Source organism: Pseudomonas sp. IT-P100, assembly GCF_949767185.1.
GTDB lineage: Bacteria > Pseudomonadota > Gammaproteobacteria > Pseudomonadales > Pseudomonadaceae > Aquipseudomonas > Aquipseudomonas fluorescens_B.
Map to the genome: position 1 here is coordinate 109,454 of NZ_CATKQK010000002.1, position 15,959 is coordinate 125,412.

Annotated in this window: 12 protein-coding genes; 6 read left to right on the top strand and 6 right to left on the bottom strand. The window is 59.4% G+C overall.

From position 1 onward, the window contains the following. Window positions 1-3: 3 nt before the first annotated feature. Entirely contained in the window at window positions 4-342 is a 339-nt protein-coding gene (gene glnK, locus ACM6IQ_RS01595; RefSeq protein ID WP_002555808.1) for a P-II family nitrogen regulator, read from the bottom strand. 417 nt (window positions 343-759) lie between these two features. Here glnK and ACM6IQ_RS01600 point away from each other — a divergent pair, with 417 nt between their 5' ends. The 3 genes from ACM6IQ_RS01600 (at window position 760) to ACM6IQ_RS01610 (ending at window position 3,730) form a co-directional block, all read left to right on the top strand. Next, on the top strand, window positions 760-1,020 hold the full coding sequence (locus ACM6IQ_RS01600) for an accessory factor UbiK family protein (RefSeq protein WP_017341449.1): 261 nt from the start codon (window positions 760-762) through the stop codon (window positions 1,018-1,020). Between the two features lie 421 nt (window positions 1,021-1,441). Continuing rightward, complete coding sequence (locus tag ACM6IQ_RS01605; protein WP_017341450.1) at window positions 1,442-1,966, top strand: Bro-N domain-containing protein; 525 nt, start codon at window positions 1,442-1,444, stop codon at window positions 1,964-1,966. A gap of 270 nt (window positions 1,967-2,236) precedes the next feature. Beyond that, a complete protein-coding gene (locus ACM6IQ_RS01610; RefSeq protein ID WP_414877946.1) occupies window positions 2,237-3,730 on the top strand; it encodes a YifB family Mg chelatase-like AAA ATPase in 1,494 nt (497 codons plus the stop codon). A gap of 4 nt (window positions 3,731-3,734) precedes the next feature. Here ACM6IQ_RS01610 and ACM6IQ_RS01615 read toward each other — a convergent pair whose 3' ends face one another. The 3 genes from ACM6IQ_RS01615 to ACM6IQ_RS01625 form a co-directional block, all read right to left on the bottom strand. After that, window positions 3,735-4,949 (bottom strand): aldose 1-epimerase family protein, encoded by a 1,215-nt coding sequence (locus tag ACM6IQ_RS01615; protein WP_017341452.1) that lies wholly within the window; start codon window positions 4,947-4,949, stop codon window positions 3,735-3,737. Between the two features lie 248 nt (window positions 4,950-5,197). After that, window positions 5,198-7,174, bottom strand: a complete 1,977-nt coding sequence (locus ACM6IQ_RS01620; protein WP_017341453.1) for a methyl-accepting chemotaxis protein — start codon at window positions 7,172-7,174, stop codon at window positions 5,198-5,200. Between the two features lie 181 nt (window positions 7,175-7,355). Further along, the gene (locus ACM6IQ_RS01625; protein WP_414877947.1) at window positions 7,356-8,276 is read right to left on the bottom strand and encodes a LysR substrate-binding domain-containing protein; all 921 of its coding nucleotides are present in this window, start codon (window positions 8,274-8,276) and stop codon (window positions 7,356-7,358) included. Window positions 8,277-8,435: 159 nt separating this feature from the next. Here ACM6IQ_RS01625 and ACM6IQ_RS01630 point away from each other — a divergent pair, with 159 nt between their 5' ends. Then, window positions 8,436-9,833, top strand: a complete 1,398-nt coding sequence (locus ACM6IQ_RS01630; RefSeq protein WP_414877948.1) for a NorM family multidrug efflux MATE transporter — start codon at window positions 8,436-8,438, stop codon at window positions 9,831-9,833. 60 nt (window positions 9,834-9,893) lie between these two features. Here the strand turns inward: ACM6IQ_RS01630 and ACM6IQ_RS01635 are convergent, their stop codons facing one another. Continuing rightward, window positions 9,894-11,567 carry a putative bifunctional diguanylate cyclase/phosphodiesterase gene (locus tag ACM6IQ_RS01635; protein ID WP_017341456.1) on the bottom strand — a complete coding sequence of 558 codons (1,674 nt, stop codon included), beginning with the start codon at window positions 11,565-11,567 and terminating at the stop codon, window positions 9,894-9,896. Window positions 11,568-11,832: 265 nt separating this feature from the next. Between ACM6IQ_RS01635 and rep the strand changes: the two genes are divergently transcribed. After that, the gene (gene rep, locus ACM6IQ_RS01640; protein ID WP_017341457.1) at window positions 11,833-13,842 is read left to right on the top strand and encodes a DNA helicase Rep; all 2,010 of its coding nucleotides are present in this window, start codon (window positions 11,833-11,835) and stop codon (window positions 13,840-13,842) included. 70 nt (window positions 13,843-13,912) lie between these two features. Beyond that, complete coding sequence (locus ACM6IQ_RS01645; protein WP_010465159.1) at window positions 13,913-14,485, top strand: xanthine phosphoribosyltransferase; 573 nt, start codon at window positions 13,913-13,915, stop codon at window positions 14,483-14,485. 125 nt (window positions 14,486-14,610) lie between these two features. Here the strand turns inward: ACM6IQ_RS01645 and ACM6IQ_RS01650 are convergent, their stop codons facing one another. Next, complete coding sequence (locus ACM6IQ_RS01650) at window positions 14,611-15,759, bottom strand: hypothetical protein (protein WP_414877949.1); 1,149 nt, start codon at window positions 15,757-15,759, stop codon at window positions 14,611-14,613. Window positions 15,760-15,959: the final 200 nt, after the last annotated feature.

The following is a 15,959-nucleotide window of genomic DNA, read 5'->3' on the forward strand; positions in this document are numbered from 1 at the left end:
GGCTTAGATTGCGTCGGTATCGGTTTCGCCGGTACGGATGCGAATCGCCTGTTCCAGATTGACCACGAAGATCTTGCCGTCACCGATCTTGCCGGTGTTGGCCGCCTTGGTTATCGCCTCGATAACCCGGTCCAGATCCTTGTCGTCAATGGCGACATCGATCTTCACCTTAGGCAGGAAATCGACCACGTATTCCGCGCCGCGATACAGCTCGGTGTGACCCTTCTGCCGACCGAAGCCTTTGACTTCAGTAACGGTAATGCCCTGCACGCCGATCTCGGACAACGACTCGCGCACGTCGTCCAACTTGAACGGCTTGATGATGGCAGTGACTAGCTTCATGAAAACTCTCTCCCGAATTGGTGGACTTGCCCCAGGAAAACAAACCCGACTCAAGTCTAAGCGCAGTGCCTGGCTTTGTAACGCATCGTCGGCCTTACCTGCCCGTCCGACGCCAGCTAACCGCTCCGCACGAAACACTTCCCCGTTCCGCTTGGCGCACTGCATTCGTCACAGCGACTGCATCAGTGCATGGGTTACTACCGACTAAGCAGAAAGCTTGCCATCTCGCCAAAAACCCCTGATATCAAGCGCTTGCCTGCCACGGTGGCTTGCTGCGCGCGATTGCACGACGCGTAACGCACAACAACAGTGCGGTGCCGTCCGTCCGCATGCGCGAAAAGCGTGCATCCCTGCGGTCGGGATTGACTATAGACACTGCGTGATACACTGCCCGCCATTGTTTTCAGGACATTTCCCATGCTCGCGCCCAAAGACTTCCTCGACGCCCTGACCGGCACCGCCTCCCGCCTCTTCAGCGGCGACACCCCACTGCCGAAAAGCGAAATCGAAAGCCAGTTCAAGGCGTTGTTGCAGAGTGGCTTCAGCAAACTGGATCTGGTGAGCCGGGAAGAGTTCGATAGCCAGATGGTCGTGCTGGCACGGACCCGGGCACGGCTGGAAAGCCTCGAAGCGAAGGTTGCGGAGCTGGAAGCGAAGCTGAGTCCGCCTGCCGAATAACCCTGCTGACAACGCAGCCCCCTGTGGGAGCGAGCCTGCTCGCGATTAGAGTCACCTCGGTCTACAAGCCTTCCCACACTGGCCAGACCAACCCTGTAGGACCTGTCAAAGGCTGCAATCTTCTGATCTGCCGCCCCCGCCACCATCTCGGCAACGTCCTACAAAGATCACCACCGCCGTCCGATAGCGCCGTGAAGCCCAGGCTCCTAAGCTCATTCTCAGCTGAATATTCAGCACTGGGTTTGGCGACCTGGAAGCTTAAGGCGTACGACGACCATCTCTCGAGTCATGGCGGCTGTGCGTGGGAGACCTTCGGGTCTGCCGGGTTCCTTTTGCTCCGGTTCGCCAACCCGCGTACAGCTGCCACCCAATTGTTTGGCGACGATTGACGGCAGCCTCTTTAGCAAAAGGAGCTGTATTAATGAGTTGCGATAACGCTTATCTAGTCCCTCACGTCTTCACCCGCCACAAACTCCACCTCCACGCGCTTTTGATCGAAAACCAGCCGTGGTTCAGCGCCCGAGACCTGGGCCGTCTGCTTCGCCTTTACCTCGACGAACGCGCCGTCCGAAAACTCGATCCCGATCAACATCAATCCGCGCGAGTCGTCATTCACGGCATCCTCGAAAACACCCTGCTGATCAGCGAATCCGGCGTCTACGCCCTGCTCGTCTACCACTACTGCCCCGAATACCGAGGCCTGCGTGAATGGCTGACCCACGACGTAGTGCCAGCCCTCAGAGATGCCCAACAACCGACGTCAACCGAACGCCCGATTCTGAGCCTGCTGAACTGGCCGGAAATGTCACTGAGTTTGCTGCACTGGAATAACCAGCCGTGGATTCGGCTGCAGGATGTTCCGCTGATGATGACGGAGCGGGAGCAGGCAAGACACCCGGTGGGATCGTGGTGGAAGCGAGCTTCACGAGTATTGCAGTCGCTTTGAGTTTCCGACTACTTGCATCGGCCATCAAACATGCATAACTTCAACGCACGCGAGTGTATCCACTGAGGGTACGCAGGCCTTGGCCTCACCAAAGCCTGCAATCGAAAAACCGTCTCCTCAAGACGGTTTTTTTTCGCCCGCGATTCAGACCAAACCATTCGCAACATCCTGCGAAAATTTGGCGCCTGCGCCGCCACGCTAAATCACCACCTCCCGACTACCCTTCAAAAACCCGCAGGAAGCGGCCCCCGTAAAGCTCAAGGAACGACCATGTCCCTCTCCATCGTCCACAGCCGCGCCCAGATTGGCGTGGATGCGCCCGCCGTCACCGTCGAAGTTCATCTGGCTAACGGTTTGCCATCACTGACCATGGTCGGTCTGCCCGAAGCAGCAGTGAAGGAAAGCAAGGATCGAGTACGTAGCGCGATCATCAATTCAGGCCTGCAGTTTCCGGCACGGCGCATCACGTTGAATCTGGCGCCTGCGGATTTGCCCAAGGACGGCGGGCGGTTCGATCTGGCGATTGCCTTGGGGATTCTGTCGGCCAGCGTGCAGGTGCCGACGTTGACGCTGGACGATGTGGAATGCCTGGGGGAGTTGGCACTGTCCGGCGCGGTACGTGCGGTGAGAGGTGTGTTGCCGGCGGCACTGGCTGCGCGCAAGGCTGGACGCTCGTTGATGGTGCCTCGGGCGAATGCCGAGGAAGCCTGCCTGGCGTCGGGGCTGAAAGTCATTGCGGTGGATCATTTGCTGGAGGCGGTCGCGCATTTCAACGGTCACACACCCGTCGAGCCTTACGTCTCCAACGGTCTGCTCTACGCCAGCAAACCCTACCCCGACTTGAATGAAGTGCAAGGCCAACTCTCAGCCAAGCGCGCTTTGCTGATTGCAGCGGCCGGGGCTCATAACCTGCTGTTCAGCGGCCCGCCGGGGACCGGGAAAACGCTGTTGGCAAGTCGGTTGCCGGGGCTGTTGCCGCCATTGGCGGAAAACGAGGCGCTGGAGGTCGCAGCCATTCAATCAGTCACCAGTTGCGTCCCTTTAAGTCACTGGCCACAGCGACCGTTCCGCCAGCCCCATCACTCAGCCTCCGGGCCGGCGCTGGTGGGCGGTGGTTCGACACCACAACCCGGCGAGATCACCCTCGCCCACCATGGCGTACTGTTTCTCGACGAACTGCCGGAGTTTGATCGCAAGGTGCTGGAGGTTTTGAGAGAACCGCTGGAATCCGGGCATATCGTGATTTCCCGGGCGAAGGATCGCGTGCGGTTTCCCGCACGCTTTCAATTGGTGGCCGCGATGAATCCGTGCCCCTGTGGATATCTCGGCGAGCCGAGTGGTCGCTGTTCCTGCACGCCTGACATGGTTCAACGCTACCGCAACAAACTCTCCGGGCCGCTGCTGGATCGGATCGATCTGCACTTGACGGTCGCCCGTGAGGCCACGGCTTTGAATCCCGCAATCAAACCCGGTGACGACACCCTGACCGCCGCCGTTCTGGTTGCCGACGCAAGGGAGCGGCAACACAAACGCCAGGGTTGCGCCAACGCGTTCCTTGATCTGCCGGGCTTGCGCATGCATTGCAAGTTATCCACAACCGACGAAACCTGGCTGGAAACAGCGTGTGAACGGCTGACCTTGTCGCTGAGGTCAGCCCATCGATTGCTCAAGGTTGCGCGCACCCTGGCGGATCTTGAACACGTCGATCGCATCACCCGTGAACATCTGGCTGAAGCGTTGCAGTACCGGCCAACCACCCACTGAAGCTCTACTCTTTGGTGAGATCCACTAACGGCGCCTGCCTCACCTCGGTCTCCCGACCACCCTGAATCTCTGTGACCCGCTTCAGCGCGTTATCCACAGCGCTCTTGTCCGCCAGCAAGCTGTAGTTGATCCGGAATTGCCTGTGTTCTTTTGGCGCAATTGTCGGCACTAAACCGAGTGGCCGCTGATACCGACGGTTGTAGGAAAAACTTGTCCCTGGCTCCAGCCCGGTGACGTAGCCCTGGCCTTGGGTATCGGTGTTTTTCCACAGGGAAAACACGGGCAGCGTTTGTGTGTTGAAACCGACCGAAACGCCCAGGCTGCCCGCCTTGTTATGCAGTACCGTCAGCGTATCGCCCTTGGCGTCGGCATACGGCACGACGTTGTACACCGTCTCGTCGTAATCCTTGGTTGGCGCGCGATAGGTCTGCCAGTCCGGCAGTTCCGCTTTCGCTTTGTCGTTGAACGGCGACACTTGTTTCACCGGCGCGGCGAAGCGGGCGCCCTGCTCGAGAAACGGGGTGCTGAAGTTACTGTGGTACAGCGCCTGGTATTCCTTCGGGTAGTCGCCGTTGTTGGTCAGGGTGTCATTGAGGCTGAAGCTCGCACTGCCAGGTTCGGTGACCAGTTCGGTCGCGACAGAGAAGTCGACTTTCTTGAACGCCTGCTCTTTCAACTCGCCGCGCAGGCTGATGGCGTACGGCGGTTTTTCGTCAATGTGCAGGGTGACTTTACTGGCCGGGATGTTGGCAGCGCGACCATGCAGGGTCAGTAATTCGCCGTTGTCCATGCCGGGGTGGCCGACCCACTCGTAGCCGCAGCGGGTGACCAGCTCGTTGAAGCCTTCCAGCCAGCCCAATCCACCACGACCGTTGAGTTCGATGAAGGATGGATTGACCACTTCCTTGACCGGCGAATCCCAGCCCATGCGCACATTACCGACCGAGGCCTGCAGGACGTTCATCCCGCGGGTCGGCACCACTGAAAGCTTCATCGTGCCGTTATCGATGTCGACAATGCTGACCCCCTCCTGCCGCCCACCGTGCAGAGTTCGCAGGGTGACGGAAAAGGGTTTGTCGGTTTTCACCCCGAGTTGCTGGCTGGTGATTTGCCAGTTCTGGGCAGCCTTGTCGGTGTCGAGAAGGACGTAATCCCAGGCCATCGCATGGGACGCGGCAGAGAACGCACTGAGGGCGACGATGAGTTTGAGCGGAGTCATGGCGGGAGCCTTTATTGGAGTTGTGCCATTTTTATAGACTTGCTGAAACGTTTCATCAAGTTAAAAAGTGCAGACAAAGCCAAGAAGACCGCTTGGAGATAAATGATTCGCGAATGTGCGGCAAATCGAAAAGGGGGTCGATCCTTTCGCGAGCAAGCCCACACATTAGGTCGCAGGTGAACACAGCATTTGTGAACACCTGAGGTCAACTGTGGGAGCCTGCTCGCGAAGGCTATTTCAAAGGCGCCTCAACGAAACCGGTCAACCTCTTGGCGCAAATCAGCCGCCAGCTTCTCCAGTTCCTTGGCAGTCACCGCCAGGTTCGACACCACTTCCCGCTGCTCACTGTTCGCCAACGCAATGCTTTGCAGGTTGCTGCTGAGCAATGTCGCGGTGCTGCTCTGCTCCTGGGTCGCCGTGGTGATCGCCGCGAACTGCTGGCCAGCCGAGCGACTTTGCTCATCGATTCGCGCCAGGGCCGACGCGACGTTGGCGTTGCGCGACAGGCCTTCCTGCATCAGCACGTTGCCCTGTTCCATGGTGCTGATAGCGTTGCCGGTTTCCTGCTGGATGCTTTGGATCATCCCGGAAATCTCATCGGTGGCCTGGCGAGTACGCGATGCCAGGTTGCGCACCTCGTCAGCCACCACCGCAAATCCACGCCCCTGTTCACCGGCACGCGCCGCTTCGATGGCGGCGTTGAGCGCCAGCAAGTTGGTTTGCTCGGCAATCGAAGTGATCACCCCGACAATCCCGCCGATTTCCTGAGAGCGCTGACCCAGGGTGTTGATCACCGTGGCGGTGCTGTTCAGTGCGCCGGCAATTTGCTCCAGGGACGAGGACGCTTCGTCCATCGATGTACGCCCAATCTGGGTTTGTTGTGCGTTTTCCTGAGCCAGACGTTGAGTGCTGCCCATGTTGTCGGCGATGTTCAGCGAGGTGGCGCTGAATTCTTCCACGGCGCCGGCCATGCTGGTGATTTCGCCCGACTGCTGTTCCATGCCTTCATAAGCGCCACCCGACAGACCCGACAGCGCCTGGGCACGACTGTTGACCTCTTGCGAGGCCTTGCGGATGTGCTCGACCATTGTCGACAGCGCCTGGCTCATCTGGTTGAAGGCGCGGGCCAGTTGACCGATTTCGTCGTTGCTCGACACGTTCAAGCGCACGCTCAGATCACCGGCGCCCAAAGCTTCGGCCTGACGCACCAGATCACCCAGCGGTGCGAGCTTACTGCGCAGCAACCAGACAGCCGAGCCCACGGCGATCAACATCGCCAGCAGACTGCCAATCGCCAATTGAATGCCCACGGCCCAGGTCACAGCACGGATTTCACTTTTCGGCATGCTCGCCACGACCGACCACGGCCCGCCTTCAAAGGGCACGGCAATGCTGTAGAAGTCTTCGGACGTGTCGCTCCAGAACTCACCTTTACCCGGCGTCTTGGCCAGGCTGTTGATCGACTTGACCGCTTGCTCCGGTGCTTGCACACCCGCGATTGGCACCAGCCATTTGTTCTGCTCATCGAGCAGCGCCAAAGAGCCGGTCTGCCCGATGCGGAATCGTGTGAGGTTGGCGAACTGCGCGTTCTGAGCGTCGGTGTAATCGAATCCTACGTACAACACGGCAATGACCTTACCGCTGCTGTCGCGCACGGGGGTGTACTGCGACATGTAGAAGCGTTCGAACAGCAACGCCCGACCTACATAATTCTGCCCCGCCAGCAAACGTGCATAAGCCGGGTTCGCGTGATCGAGCAAGGTGCCGATGGCGCGGCTGCCGTCCTGTTTAGTGACGTTCGTACTGACTCGAATGAATTCATCACCGCTGCGCACGAACACGGTCGCAACGCCCGCGGTCATTTGCTTGAACTCGTCCACTTCCTTGAAGTTGTTATTCAGCACCTCGCTGCCCAGGTGCAGGCCCGGGGTCTGCGTGCCCGCCACGGCCACCGGCTCGTCCGGATGCACGCTCAGGCCTGCGCTGAAGCGCTTCTCGAACAGGCCGGCCAGGCGCTGGGTACTTTCACGCAACGTACCGTGAAACGTACTCAGCTGGTCGGCCAGCAAGCGGGCTTCGCTGGCCAGGTGCTCTTCGCGGGTAGCGAGGTTGGCCGAGTCCAGCGAGCGCAAGGCAAACACGGTGCTGCCGCTGATGACAATCGCCAGAATAACGGCGAGCGCAAGACCAAGCTGTGAGGCAATCCGGGCACGAGGTTGAGACATGACAGCTCCTGGCCAAGTGACCGGATCTTCATTGATCGGCTGCTCGGCAAATTTTCTAATAATGGGAATTGCATCGAACCTGCACGAAGGTTCCATCTGCAGATTTTCGGCGGCAAACCTGAATACTTGAGTAATAAGCGAGGATATGGCTCAAAGCCTCTATCTCGCTGGCTCTAACGATTCAGCTCAGGTGCTCGACATCCGGCAGTTTCATCGCCTGGGCTTCGCCTTGGAGGAAATCGCTGAGACGGCGCAAACGTTCACCTCCGGGACGTGTTTTCGGCCAGACGAGGTAATAATGCTCACCGCTGGCGACGGCAGTCGGCCAAGGCAAACTCAGACGACCCTGCGCCACATCCTCGGCCACCATCAAAAGATCGCCCATCGACACGCCATAACCCCGGGCGGCGGCAATCATCCCCAGCTCAAGCGTATCGAACACCTGCCCGCCCTTGAGCGACACCTGTTCGGTCATCCCCATGCGCTCCAGCCAGTTGCGCCAGTCACGCCGGTCAGGCGTCGGGTGCAGCAGTTCGGCATTGGCCAGGCGTTCGACATCCCAGGGTTGATCCTTCAGAAGATTCGGCGCGCCCACCGGAATCAGCTCCTCGGGGAACAGGAAACTCGCCTCCCAGTCCGGTGGAAAATGCCCGTTGCTGAGGATCACGGCACAGTCGAACGGCTCGTGGTTGAAGTCCACCGAGTCGACGTCCATCCAGGCGCTGGTCAATTGCACCTCGTTGCCCGGTTGCAGATGGCGGAAACGGCTGAGCCGCGCCAGCAGCCAGCGCATGGTCAGGGTGGATGGGGCTTTCATGCGCAGGATGTCATCTTCGGCGCGCAAGGTATTGCAGGCGCGTTCGAGTGCCGTGAAGCCTTCGCGGATGCCCGGCAGGATCAGCCGCGCCGACTCGGTCAGTTGCAGATTGCGACCGCTGCGGTGAAACAGCCGACAGGCAAAGTGCTCTTCGAGCGTACGAATGTGTCGACTGACCGCACTCTGCGTAATCGACAACTCTTCGGCCGCACGGGTAAACGAGCTATGCCGCGCCGCCGCTTCGAATGCACGAAGGGCATACAAGGGAGGAAGACGACGAGACATGCGGAAAGCTCCTATAGCGCAATGGCGTCAACTTATCAGAATCTCCGCAGGATGAGTTTTAATCATGCCATCCATCCTTTTTATCCCTTTGTGCAAACCCCGCAGAGCGCCGAGAATCGACGCTTTCCCTGTTCTCTTTGAGCGTCGAGCGTGATGACCATGCAGCATCCAGCGCGTATTGAACTCTGGGCCATCCTGCGGCTGGCGGGGCCGTTGATTGCCTCGCAGTTGGCGCATATGTTGATGGTCCTCACTGACACCTTGATGATGGCGCGGCTGAGCCCCGAAGCACTGGCTGGCGGCGGACTCGGCGCGGCGACGTATTCGTTTGTGTCGATTTTTTGCATCGGCGTGATCGCGGCGGTCGGCACCCTGGTGGCGATCCGTCAGGGCGCGGGCGATATCGTCGGGGCGGCGCGACTGACCCAGGCCGGCCTGTGGCTGGCGTGGTTGATGGCGTTGGTCGCCGGTTTGCTGCTGTGGAATCTCAAACCGGTGCTGCTGATGTTCGGCCAGACTGAAACCAACGTTCAGGCAGCCGGGCAATTCCTGTTGATCCTGCCGTTCGCCCTGCCCGGCTACCTGAGTTTCATGGCCCTGCGCGGTTTCACCAGCGCTATCGGCCGGGCGACGCCGGTGATGGTCATCAGCCTCGGCGGCACGGTGGCCAACTTCGTGCTCAATTATGCGTTGATCACCGGGATGTTCGGCCTGCCGAAAATGGGCCTGGTGGGCATAGGTCTGGTCACGGCGATTGTGGCCAACCTGATGGCCGTGGCGTTGGCGCTGCATATTCGGCGGCACCCGGCGTACGACGCGTATCCGTTGCGTCAGGGTTTGTCGCGGCCTAACCGGCAGTATCTGAAAGAGCTGTGGCGCCTGGGCCTGCCGATTGGCGGCACCTACGCAGTGGAAGTCGGGCTGTTTGCCTTCGCGGCGCTGTGCATGGGCACCATGGGCAGTACGCAACTGGGCGCGCATCAAATCGCGCTGCAGATCGTCTCGGTGGCGTTCATGATTCCGGCGGGGCTTTCCTATGCGATCACCATGCGCATCGGCCAGCATTACGGCGCCGGGCAGCTGTTGGATGCGCGACTGGCCGGACGGGTCGGGATCGCGTTTGGCGCGGCCGCAATGCTCGGCTTCGCGATGGTCTTCTGGCTGCTACCCAATCAGTTGATTGGCCTGTTCCTGGACCACAACGATCCGGCCTTCCGTCCCGTCATCGAACTGGCTGTGAGCCTGCTGGCGGTGGCGGCGTGGTTCGAGCTGTTTGACGGTACGCAAACCATCGCCATGGGCTGCATACGTGGGCTCAAGGACGCCAAGACCACGTTCCTGGTCGGGCTGGGTTGCTATTGGTTGATTGGCGCGCCTGCCGCCTGGTGGATGGCCTTCCATTTGAACTGGGGACCGACGGGCGTCTGGTGGGGGTTGGCGCTGGGCCTGGCGTGCGCGGCGGTGAGCCTGACGCTGGCGTTTGAGTGGAAGATGAAGCGGATGATTCGGCGGGAGCCAACACCTCAGGAAGGCTTCCGGATGGCTCAACCTGACTGAAATCCGCTGTGGGAGCTTTTGTCGCGAGGGCGCTTTCTCCCTCGCCACAAAAGCTGCGTGTTAAACCACGCCTTCCAGCGCCGGCTGCTGATTGCTGCCGAAACTCAAGTAATCCACCAGCTCCGCCAACGGCAACGGCTTGCTGATCAGATACCCTTGCACCTGATCACAGCCAAACCCGCGCAACAGGTCCAGCTGCTCCGGCGTTTCCACGCCCTCGGCAACCACTTCAAGATTGAGGTTGTGCGCCAGATTGATCATGGCATGCACCAGTTTGCGATTCTCTTCGCGCCCCTCCATCCCACCGACAAAACTCTTGTCGACCTTCAGCAAGGCAATCGGCAGGCTGTTGAGGTGCACGAACGACGAAAAGCCGGTGCCAAAGTCGTCGAGCGAGAACCGCACGCCCAGACGCCCGAGGGCATCCATGGTCTGCTTCACCAGATCGCTACGACGCATGACCGCCGTTTCGGTCAGTTCGAATTCCAGCCATTGCGCCTCGACGCCGCGCTCGGCAATCAGCCGGCTCAGGGTCGAAAGCAACTGGCTGTCCTGAAACTGCCGGAACGACAGATTGATCGCCATGTGCAACGCCGGCAGACCCAGCTCGCGCAGCGCCTGCATGTCGCGCAGCGCGCGGGAAATCACCCAGTAACCGAGCGGCACGATCAAACCGCTTTGCTCGGCCAGAGGCACGAATTCGCTCGGCGGCAGCAAGCCACGTTCAGCGTGACGCCAGCGCACCAGGGCTTCGAGGCCGACAATCTGGCCGTCTTCGAGGTTCAAGCGTGGCTGGTAATGCAGTTCCAGCTCATCGCGACGCAACGCCCGACGCAGCTCGCTTTCGAGGTCGGCCATGCTGCGGGCATTGCGATTGATGCGTTCGTTGAAGATGTGAAAGGTGCAGCCTTGAGTGCTCTTGGCCTGCTGCATGGCGATGTGCGCGTGCCACATCAACGGATCGGCGCCGGCCTGGGCGCGGGCGTGGGCGATGCCCAGACTGGAACCGATCAACAGGCTTTCGCCGTCGACCCAATAGGGCTCTGCCAGTGCCTCGGTGATTCGTTCGGCCATCCACTCGGCGCGTTGCGGCGCGCGGCGGGTGTCGATCAGCAGGGCGAACTCATCGCTGCCCAGCCGCGCCAGCTGATCGCTCGCCTCGAGCTGGCTTTTCAGCCGCGCGACCACTTGCAGAATCAACCGGTCGCCAGCCTGATGGCCGAGGGCGTCGTTGGCGTGGCGGAAGTTGTCGAGGTCGAGGTGACCTAAGGCCAGGCCGCGGCCTTCGTTTTCTGCCAGTCGCGCGGCCAGCAGGGTCTGGAAACCCTGGCGGTTGGCGATGCCGGTCAGCGGGTCCTGTTCGGCGAGGCGCTGCAGGGTGTTTTCCAGCACGCCGCGCTCGCGCACATGGCGCAGGCAACGGCGCAGCATGCCGGGGTCGAGATGCTCGCGCACCAACCAGTCGCTCACGCCATCGGGCGGCAACAGCGGCTCGTGCTCGAGCAGCAACACCGTCGGCAAATTGCAACGGCCCGGCGCCGGCTGAAGGGCCGGGATCGTCAACAACACCGCGCTGCGGTTGTCATCGAACAGAGTGCTGACCGATTCCCAGCTTGGAGCGCTGATGAGCACGGCCGAGCTCCCCATCGGAGCCAGACACTCGCGCAACAACGCTGCCCACGCTGGCTCTTCGGCCAGTAGCAGCAAACGCAAGGGTTCGACAGGCGTAGACAAGCTAGCTCCCTAGACTCTGCAATGATGTAGGCGGCGGGCATTATGCCGTGCCGATAACCAATGACCAAATGACATCAGTTATCAAACGATACCTTTGTATCCGGAATTACGAACATTAGACGCAAATTCACCGCGCATCCTGCGTGAAAGTAACAAAACCGGCAAATATAGATAGCGTGTTGCGTCACAAGTCGGAGAGAGCAGCACAATTCGCTGAGCCTGTTAAAATGCCGGCCCATTTCGTGACTGACTCCTGAATTTACGTATGTCCCGACTCAATCCCCGGCAGCAAGAAGCCGTGAGCTACGTCGGCGGCCCTCTTTTGGTGCTCGCCGGCGCGGGCTCCGGCAAGACCAGCGTGATCACGCGCAAGATCGCGCACTTGATCCAGAACTGTGGCATCCGCGCCCAGTACATCGTCGCCATGACCTTTACCAACAAGGCCGCGCGCGAAATGAAGGAACGGGTCGGCACCCTGCTCAAGGGCGGCGAAGGCCGTGGCCTGACCGTGTGCACCTTCCATAACCTGGGCCTGAACATCATCCGCAAGGAACACGTGCGGCTGGGCTACAAACCGGGCTTCTCGATTTTCGACGAGACCGACGTCAAAGCCCTGATGACCGACATCATGCAGAAGGAATACGCGGGCGACGACGGCGTCGACGAGATCAAGAACATGATCGGCTCGTGGAAAAACGACCTGATCCTGCCGGCCGAAGCCCTGGAAAACGCACGCAACCCCAAGGAGCAGACCGCCGCCATCGTCTACACCCACTATCAGCGCACGCTCAAGGCGTTCAACGCGGTGGACTTCGACGACCTGATCCTGCTGCCGGTGAAACTGTTCCAGGAACACGCCGACATCCTCGAAAAGTGGCAAAACAAGGTTCGCTACCTGCTGGTGGACGAATACCAGGACACCAACGCCAGCCAGTATTTGCTGGTGAAATTGCTGATCGGCACGCGCAACCAGTTCACCGTGGTGGGCGACGACGACCAGTCGATCTATGCCTGGCGCGGCGCCCGCCCGGAAAACCTGATGCTGCTCAAGGACGATTACCCGTCCCTGAAAGTGGTGATGCTGGAGCAGAACTACCGCTCCACCAGCCGCATCCTGCGTTGCGCCAACGTGCTGATCTCGAACAACCCGCACGAATTCGAAAAGCAGTTGTGGAGCGAGATGGGCCACGGCGACGAGATCCGCGTGATCCGCTGCCGCAACGAAGACGCCGAAGCCGAACGCGTGGCCGTGGAACTGCTGACCCTGCACTTGCGTACCGACCGGCCCTACAGCGATTTCGCGATTCTGTATCGCGGTAACTACCAGGCCAAGCTGATCGAGCTGAAGCTGCAGCATCACCAGATTCCGTATCGGTTGTCGGGCGGCAACAGCTTTTTCGGACGTCAGGAAGTGAAAGACCTGATGGCCTACTTCCGCCTGATCGTGAACCCGGATGACGACAACGCCTTCCTGCGGGTGATCAACGTCCCACGCCGGGAGATCGGTTCGACCACCCTTGAAAAGCTCGGCAACTACGCCACCGAAAGAAAAATCTCGATGTACGCCGCCACCGACGAAATCGGCCTGGGCGAGCATCTGGACACGCGTTTCACCGATCGCCTGTCGCGCTTCAAGCGTTTCATGGACAAGGTCCGCGAGCAGTGCGCCGGCGAAGACCCGATCTCGGCGCTGCGCAGCATGGTCATGGACATCGACTACGAGAACTGGCTGCGCACCAACAGCTCCAGCGACAAGGCCGCCGACTACCGCATGGGTAACGTCTGGTTCCTGATCGAGGCGTTGAAAAACACCCTGGAGAAAGACGAAGAAGGCGAGATGACCGTCGAGGACGCCATCGGCAAACTCGTCCTGCGCGACATGCTGGAACGTCAGCAGGAAGAGGAAGACGGCGCCGAAGGCGTGCAGATGATGACCTTGCATGCCTCCAAGGGTCTGGAATTCCCTTACGTGTTCATCATGGGCATGGAAGAGGAAATCCTCCCGCACCGCTCCAGCATCGAAGCCGACACCATCGAAGAAGAACGCCGCCTCGCCTACGTTGGCATTACCCGCGCGCGCCAGACGCTGGCCTTCACCTTCGCCGCCAAGCGCAAGCAATACGGCGAAATCATCGACTGCGCACCGAGCCGTTTCCTTGATGAATTGCCGCCGGACGACCTGGCTTGGGAAGGCACCGATGACACGCCGGTTGAAGTCAAAGCCGTTCGCGGCAACACCGCATTGGCGGATATACGAGCGATGTTAAAGCGCTAGAATTGAGCACTTTTCAACCAAACACTTTTTGACAAGCTAGGCGCACACAGCGCCAGTAGAGGAACGCTTCATGGAAGCACTGCACCAGAAAATTCGCGAACAAGGCATCGTGCTTTCCGATCAGGTCCTGAAGGTCGACGCCTTTTTGAACCACCAGATCGACCCGGCGCTGATGAAGCTGATCGGCGACGAGTTCGCTGCGCTGTTCAAGGACTCGGGCATCACCAAGATCGTCACCATCGAAGCTTCGGGCATTGCCCCGGCGATCATGACCGGCCTGAACCTGGGCGTACCGGTGATTTTCGCCCGCAAGCATCAGTCCCTGACCCTGACCGAAAACCTGCTGTCGGCGACCGTTTACTCGTTCACCAAGCAGACCGAAAGCACAGTGGCGATCTCCCCGCGCCACCTGACCAGCAGCGATCGCGTGTTGATCATCGATGACTTCCTGGCCAACGGTAAGGCGTCCCAGGCGCTGATCTCGATCATCAAACAGGCCGGCGCGACCGTGGCGGGCTTGGGGATCGTGATTGAGAAGTCGTTCCAGGGTGGGCGTGCGGAACTGGATGCGCAGGGTTATCGGGTTGAGTCGCTGGCTCGCGTTCAGTCGCTGGCGGGCGGTGTCGTGACCTTCATCGAATAACCCGCTACACCGCATTTCCCCTGTGGGAGCGAGCTTGCTCGCGATGAGGCCATAAAGCCCAACAGCAATGTTGGCTAGCAGGCTCGCTCCCGCGGCGATTGAGTGGTTACTCGGGCAACTAGATTTCAAGCCTTTGGAAGATCCATTCGATAACCCGCCCCCGGCGCCCCTTCATGCATCGCTGCCTGAATGTCCGCATACAAGGCATTCGCCTCAGCGGTAGTGATTGATCGCGAACAATCACGCAGCACCACTCGCAGGAGTACATTCTCCTGGCCCGGTAGCAGCCCTAGGCGCTTGATTGCTTGTGCGGGTAAATCCGAGAACGCCCAGCGTCCCTTGACCTGCATCTCCTCGATCCAGTCAGAGCAGTCACCAGCCGCCTGCAACATCCTCTCGGTCAGCACCTCTTCGCTTAGCCCCGGCGTAACCGCCAACGAGATGTCACGAGCAATCGACGGCAAACGCGATACTGCCGTCCATGGCTTCAGATCATGCATCTGCGCCTGCACTCGCACGTTCTGATCGCGTAGCAAGCGAATATCCGGGATGCCCTTGCGCAGCATTGTCAGGCGATCCAGCCCCATCCCCAGCGCCAGCCCCCCATGACGCAGCGGGTCTATTTTCAAGCGCTCCAACAAAGATCTCGCAATACGACCGCACTCCAACACTTCAACTGGAGCACAGTCATTCAACACATTTACTTCAATTCCGCCCTCCGTGTAGTGATGCGGACTATTGCTGTAGACCCAAGGTTTATCGGGAACGGCGGACTTGAGAATATCGCTGACCAGGCGCAACAGATGTTCATGCGTCGACATATCCGGATCACCCAGCACCCAAATATCCATTTGATGCGGTTCTGCGCAATGCCAACGATCCCGACTATCGCGACGGAAAGTAATACCCGGTGCGGCCAGCAAAATAGTCTGCCCCGGTTGCCGCACTTGCGCCGCTCGCTGAAGCGCTGCCGGAATCTGACTGGTGGTTTGCGTTCGCAACAGCGAGCACTCATCGACCCAACGGGTGTGTTCACTCCCGAGCGTGACTTCTGTCGGATCATAGCCGAGCAAACCGTAATTTTCTTCAGCAGACACAATACGCGGCCCAGTCTGTAACTGTGCTTTAGGCCAGCCTTTTTCAGCGAGTCCTTCCAGGACTTCATGCAGCAGCAGCCGGACGGCGTGATTGGGATTGTTTGTTTCGGTTAGATCAACTAGCAATAAGGCCTGATGGACAGACGTATCTGACAGATATTTCTTTGATGCGCGCACTATATAATCCTCTACCTACAGTTAATATCGAGCCAGAAAACGAAGCCCATAAATAAAGCTAACTACACAAACTCATCCACAACAACATAGAAAATTAAAAAATCAAACTTTCAGAATAAGACTACAGATGCGCCCCACACAAATAACCGCATCACATCCTCCGAGAGTCGTGACAGATGAATATATTCTAAAAAATGCCT

Coding starts and splice junctions, on each gene's coding strand:
- glnK (WP_002555808.1), bottom strand. CDS start 342: ATGAAGCTAGTCACTGCCATCATCAAGCCGTTCAAGTTGGACGACGTG.
- ACM6IQ_RS01600 (WP_017341449.1), top strand. CDS start 760: ATGCTCGCGCCCAAAGACTTCCTCGACGCCCTGACCGGCACCGCCTCC.
- ACM6IQ_RS01605 (WP_017341450.1), top strand. CDS start 1,442: ATGAGTTGCGATAACGCTTATCTAGTCCCTCACGTCTTCACCCGCCAC.
- ACM6IQ_RS01610 (WP_414877946.1), top strand. CDS start 2,237: ATGTCCCTCTCCATCGTCCACAGCCGCGCCCAGATTGGCGTGGATGCG.
- ACM6IQ_RS01615 (WP_017341452.1), bottom strand. CDS start 4,949: ATGACTCCGCTCAAACTCATCGTCGCCCTCAGTGCGTTCTCTGCCGCG.
- ACM6IQ_RS01620 (WP_017341453.1), bottom strand. CDS start 7,174: ATGTCTCAACCTCGTGCCCGGATTGCCTCACAGCTTGGTCTTGCGCTC.
- ACM6IQ_RS01625 (WP_414877947.1), bottom strand. CDS start 8,276: ATGTCTCGTCGTCTTCCTCCCTTGTATGCCCTTCGTGCATTCGAAGCG.
- ACM6IQ_RS01630 (WP_414877948.1), top strand. CDS start 8,436: ATGCAGCATCCAGCGCGTATTGAACTCTGGGCCATCCTGCGGCTGGCG.
- rep (WP_017341457.1), top strand. CDS start 11,833: ATGTCCCGACTCAATCCCCGGCAGCAAGAAGCCGTGAGCTACGTCGGC.
- ACM6IQ_RS01645 (WP_010465159.1), top strand. CDS start 13,913: ATGGAAGCACTGCACCAGAAAATTCGCGAACAAGGCATCGTGCTTTCC.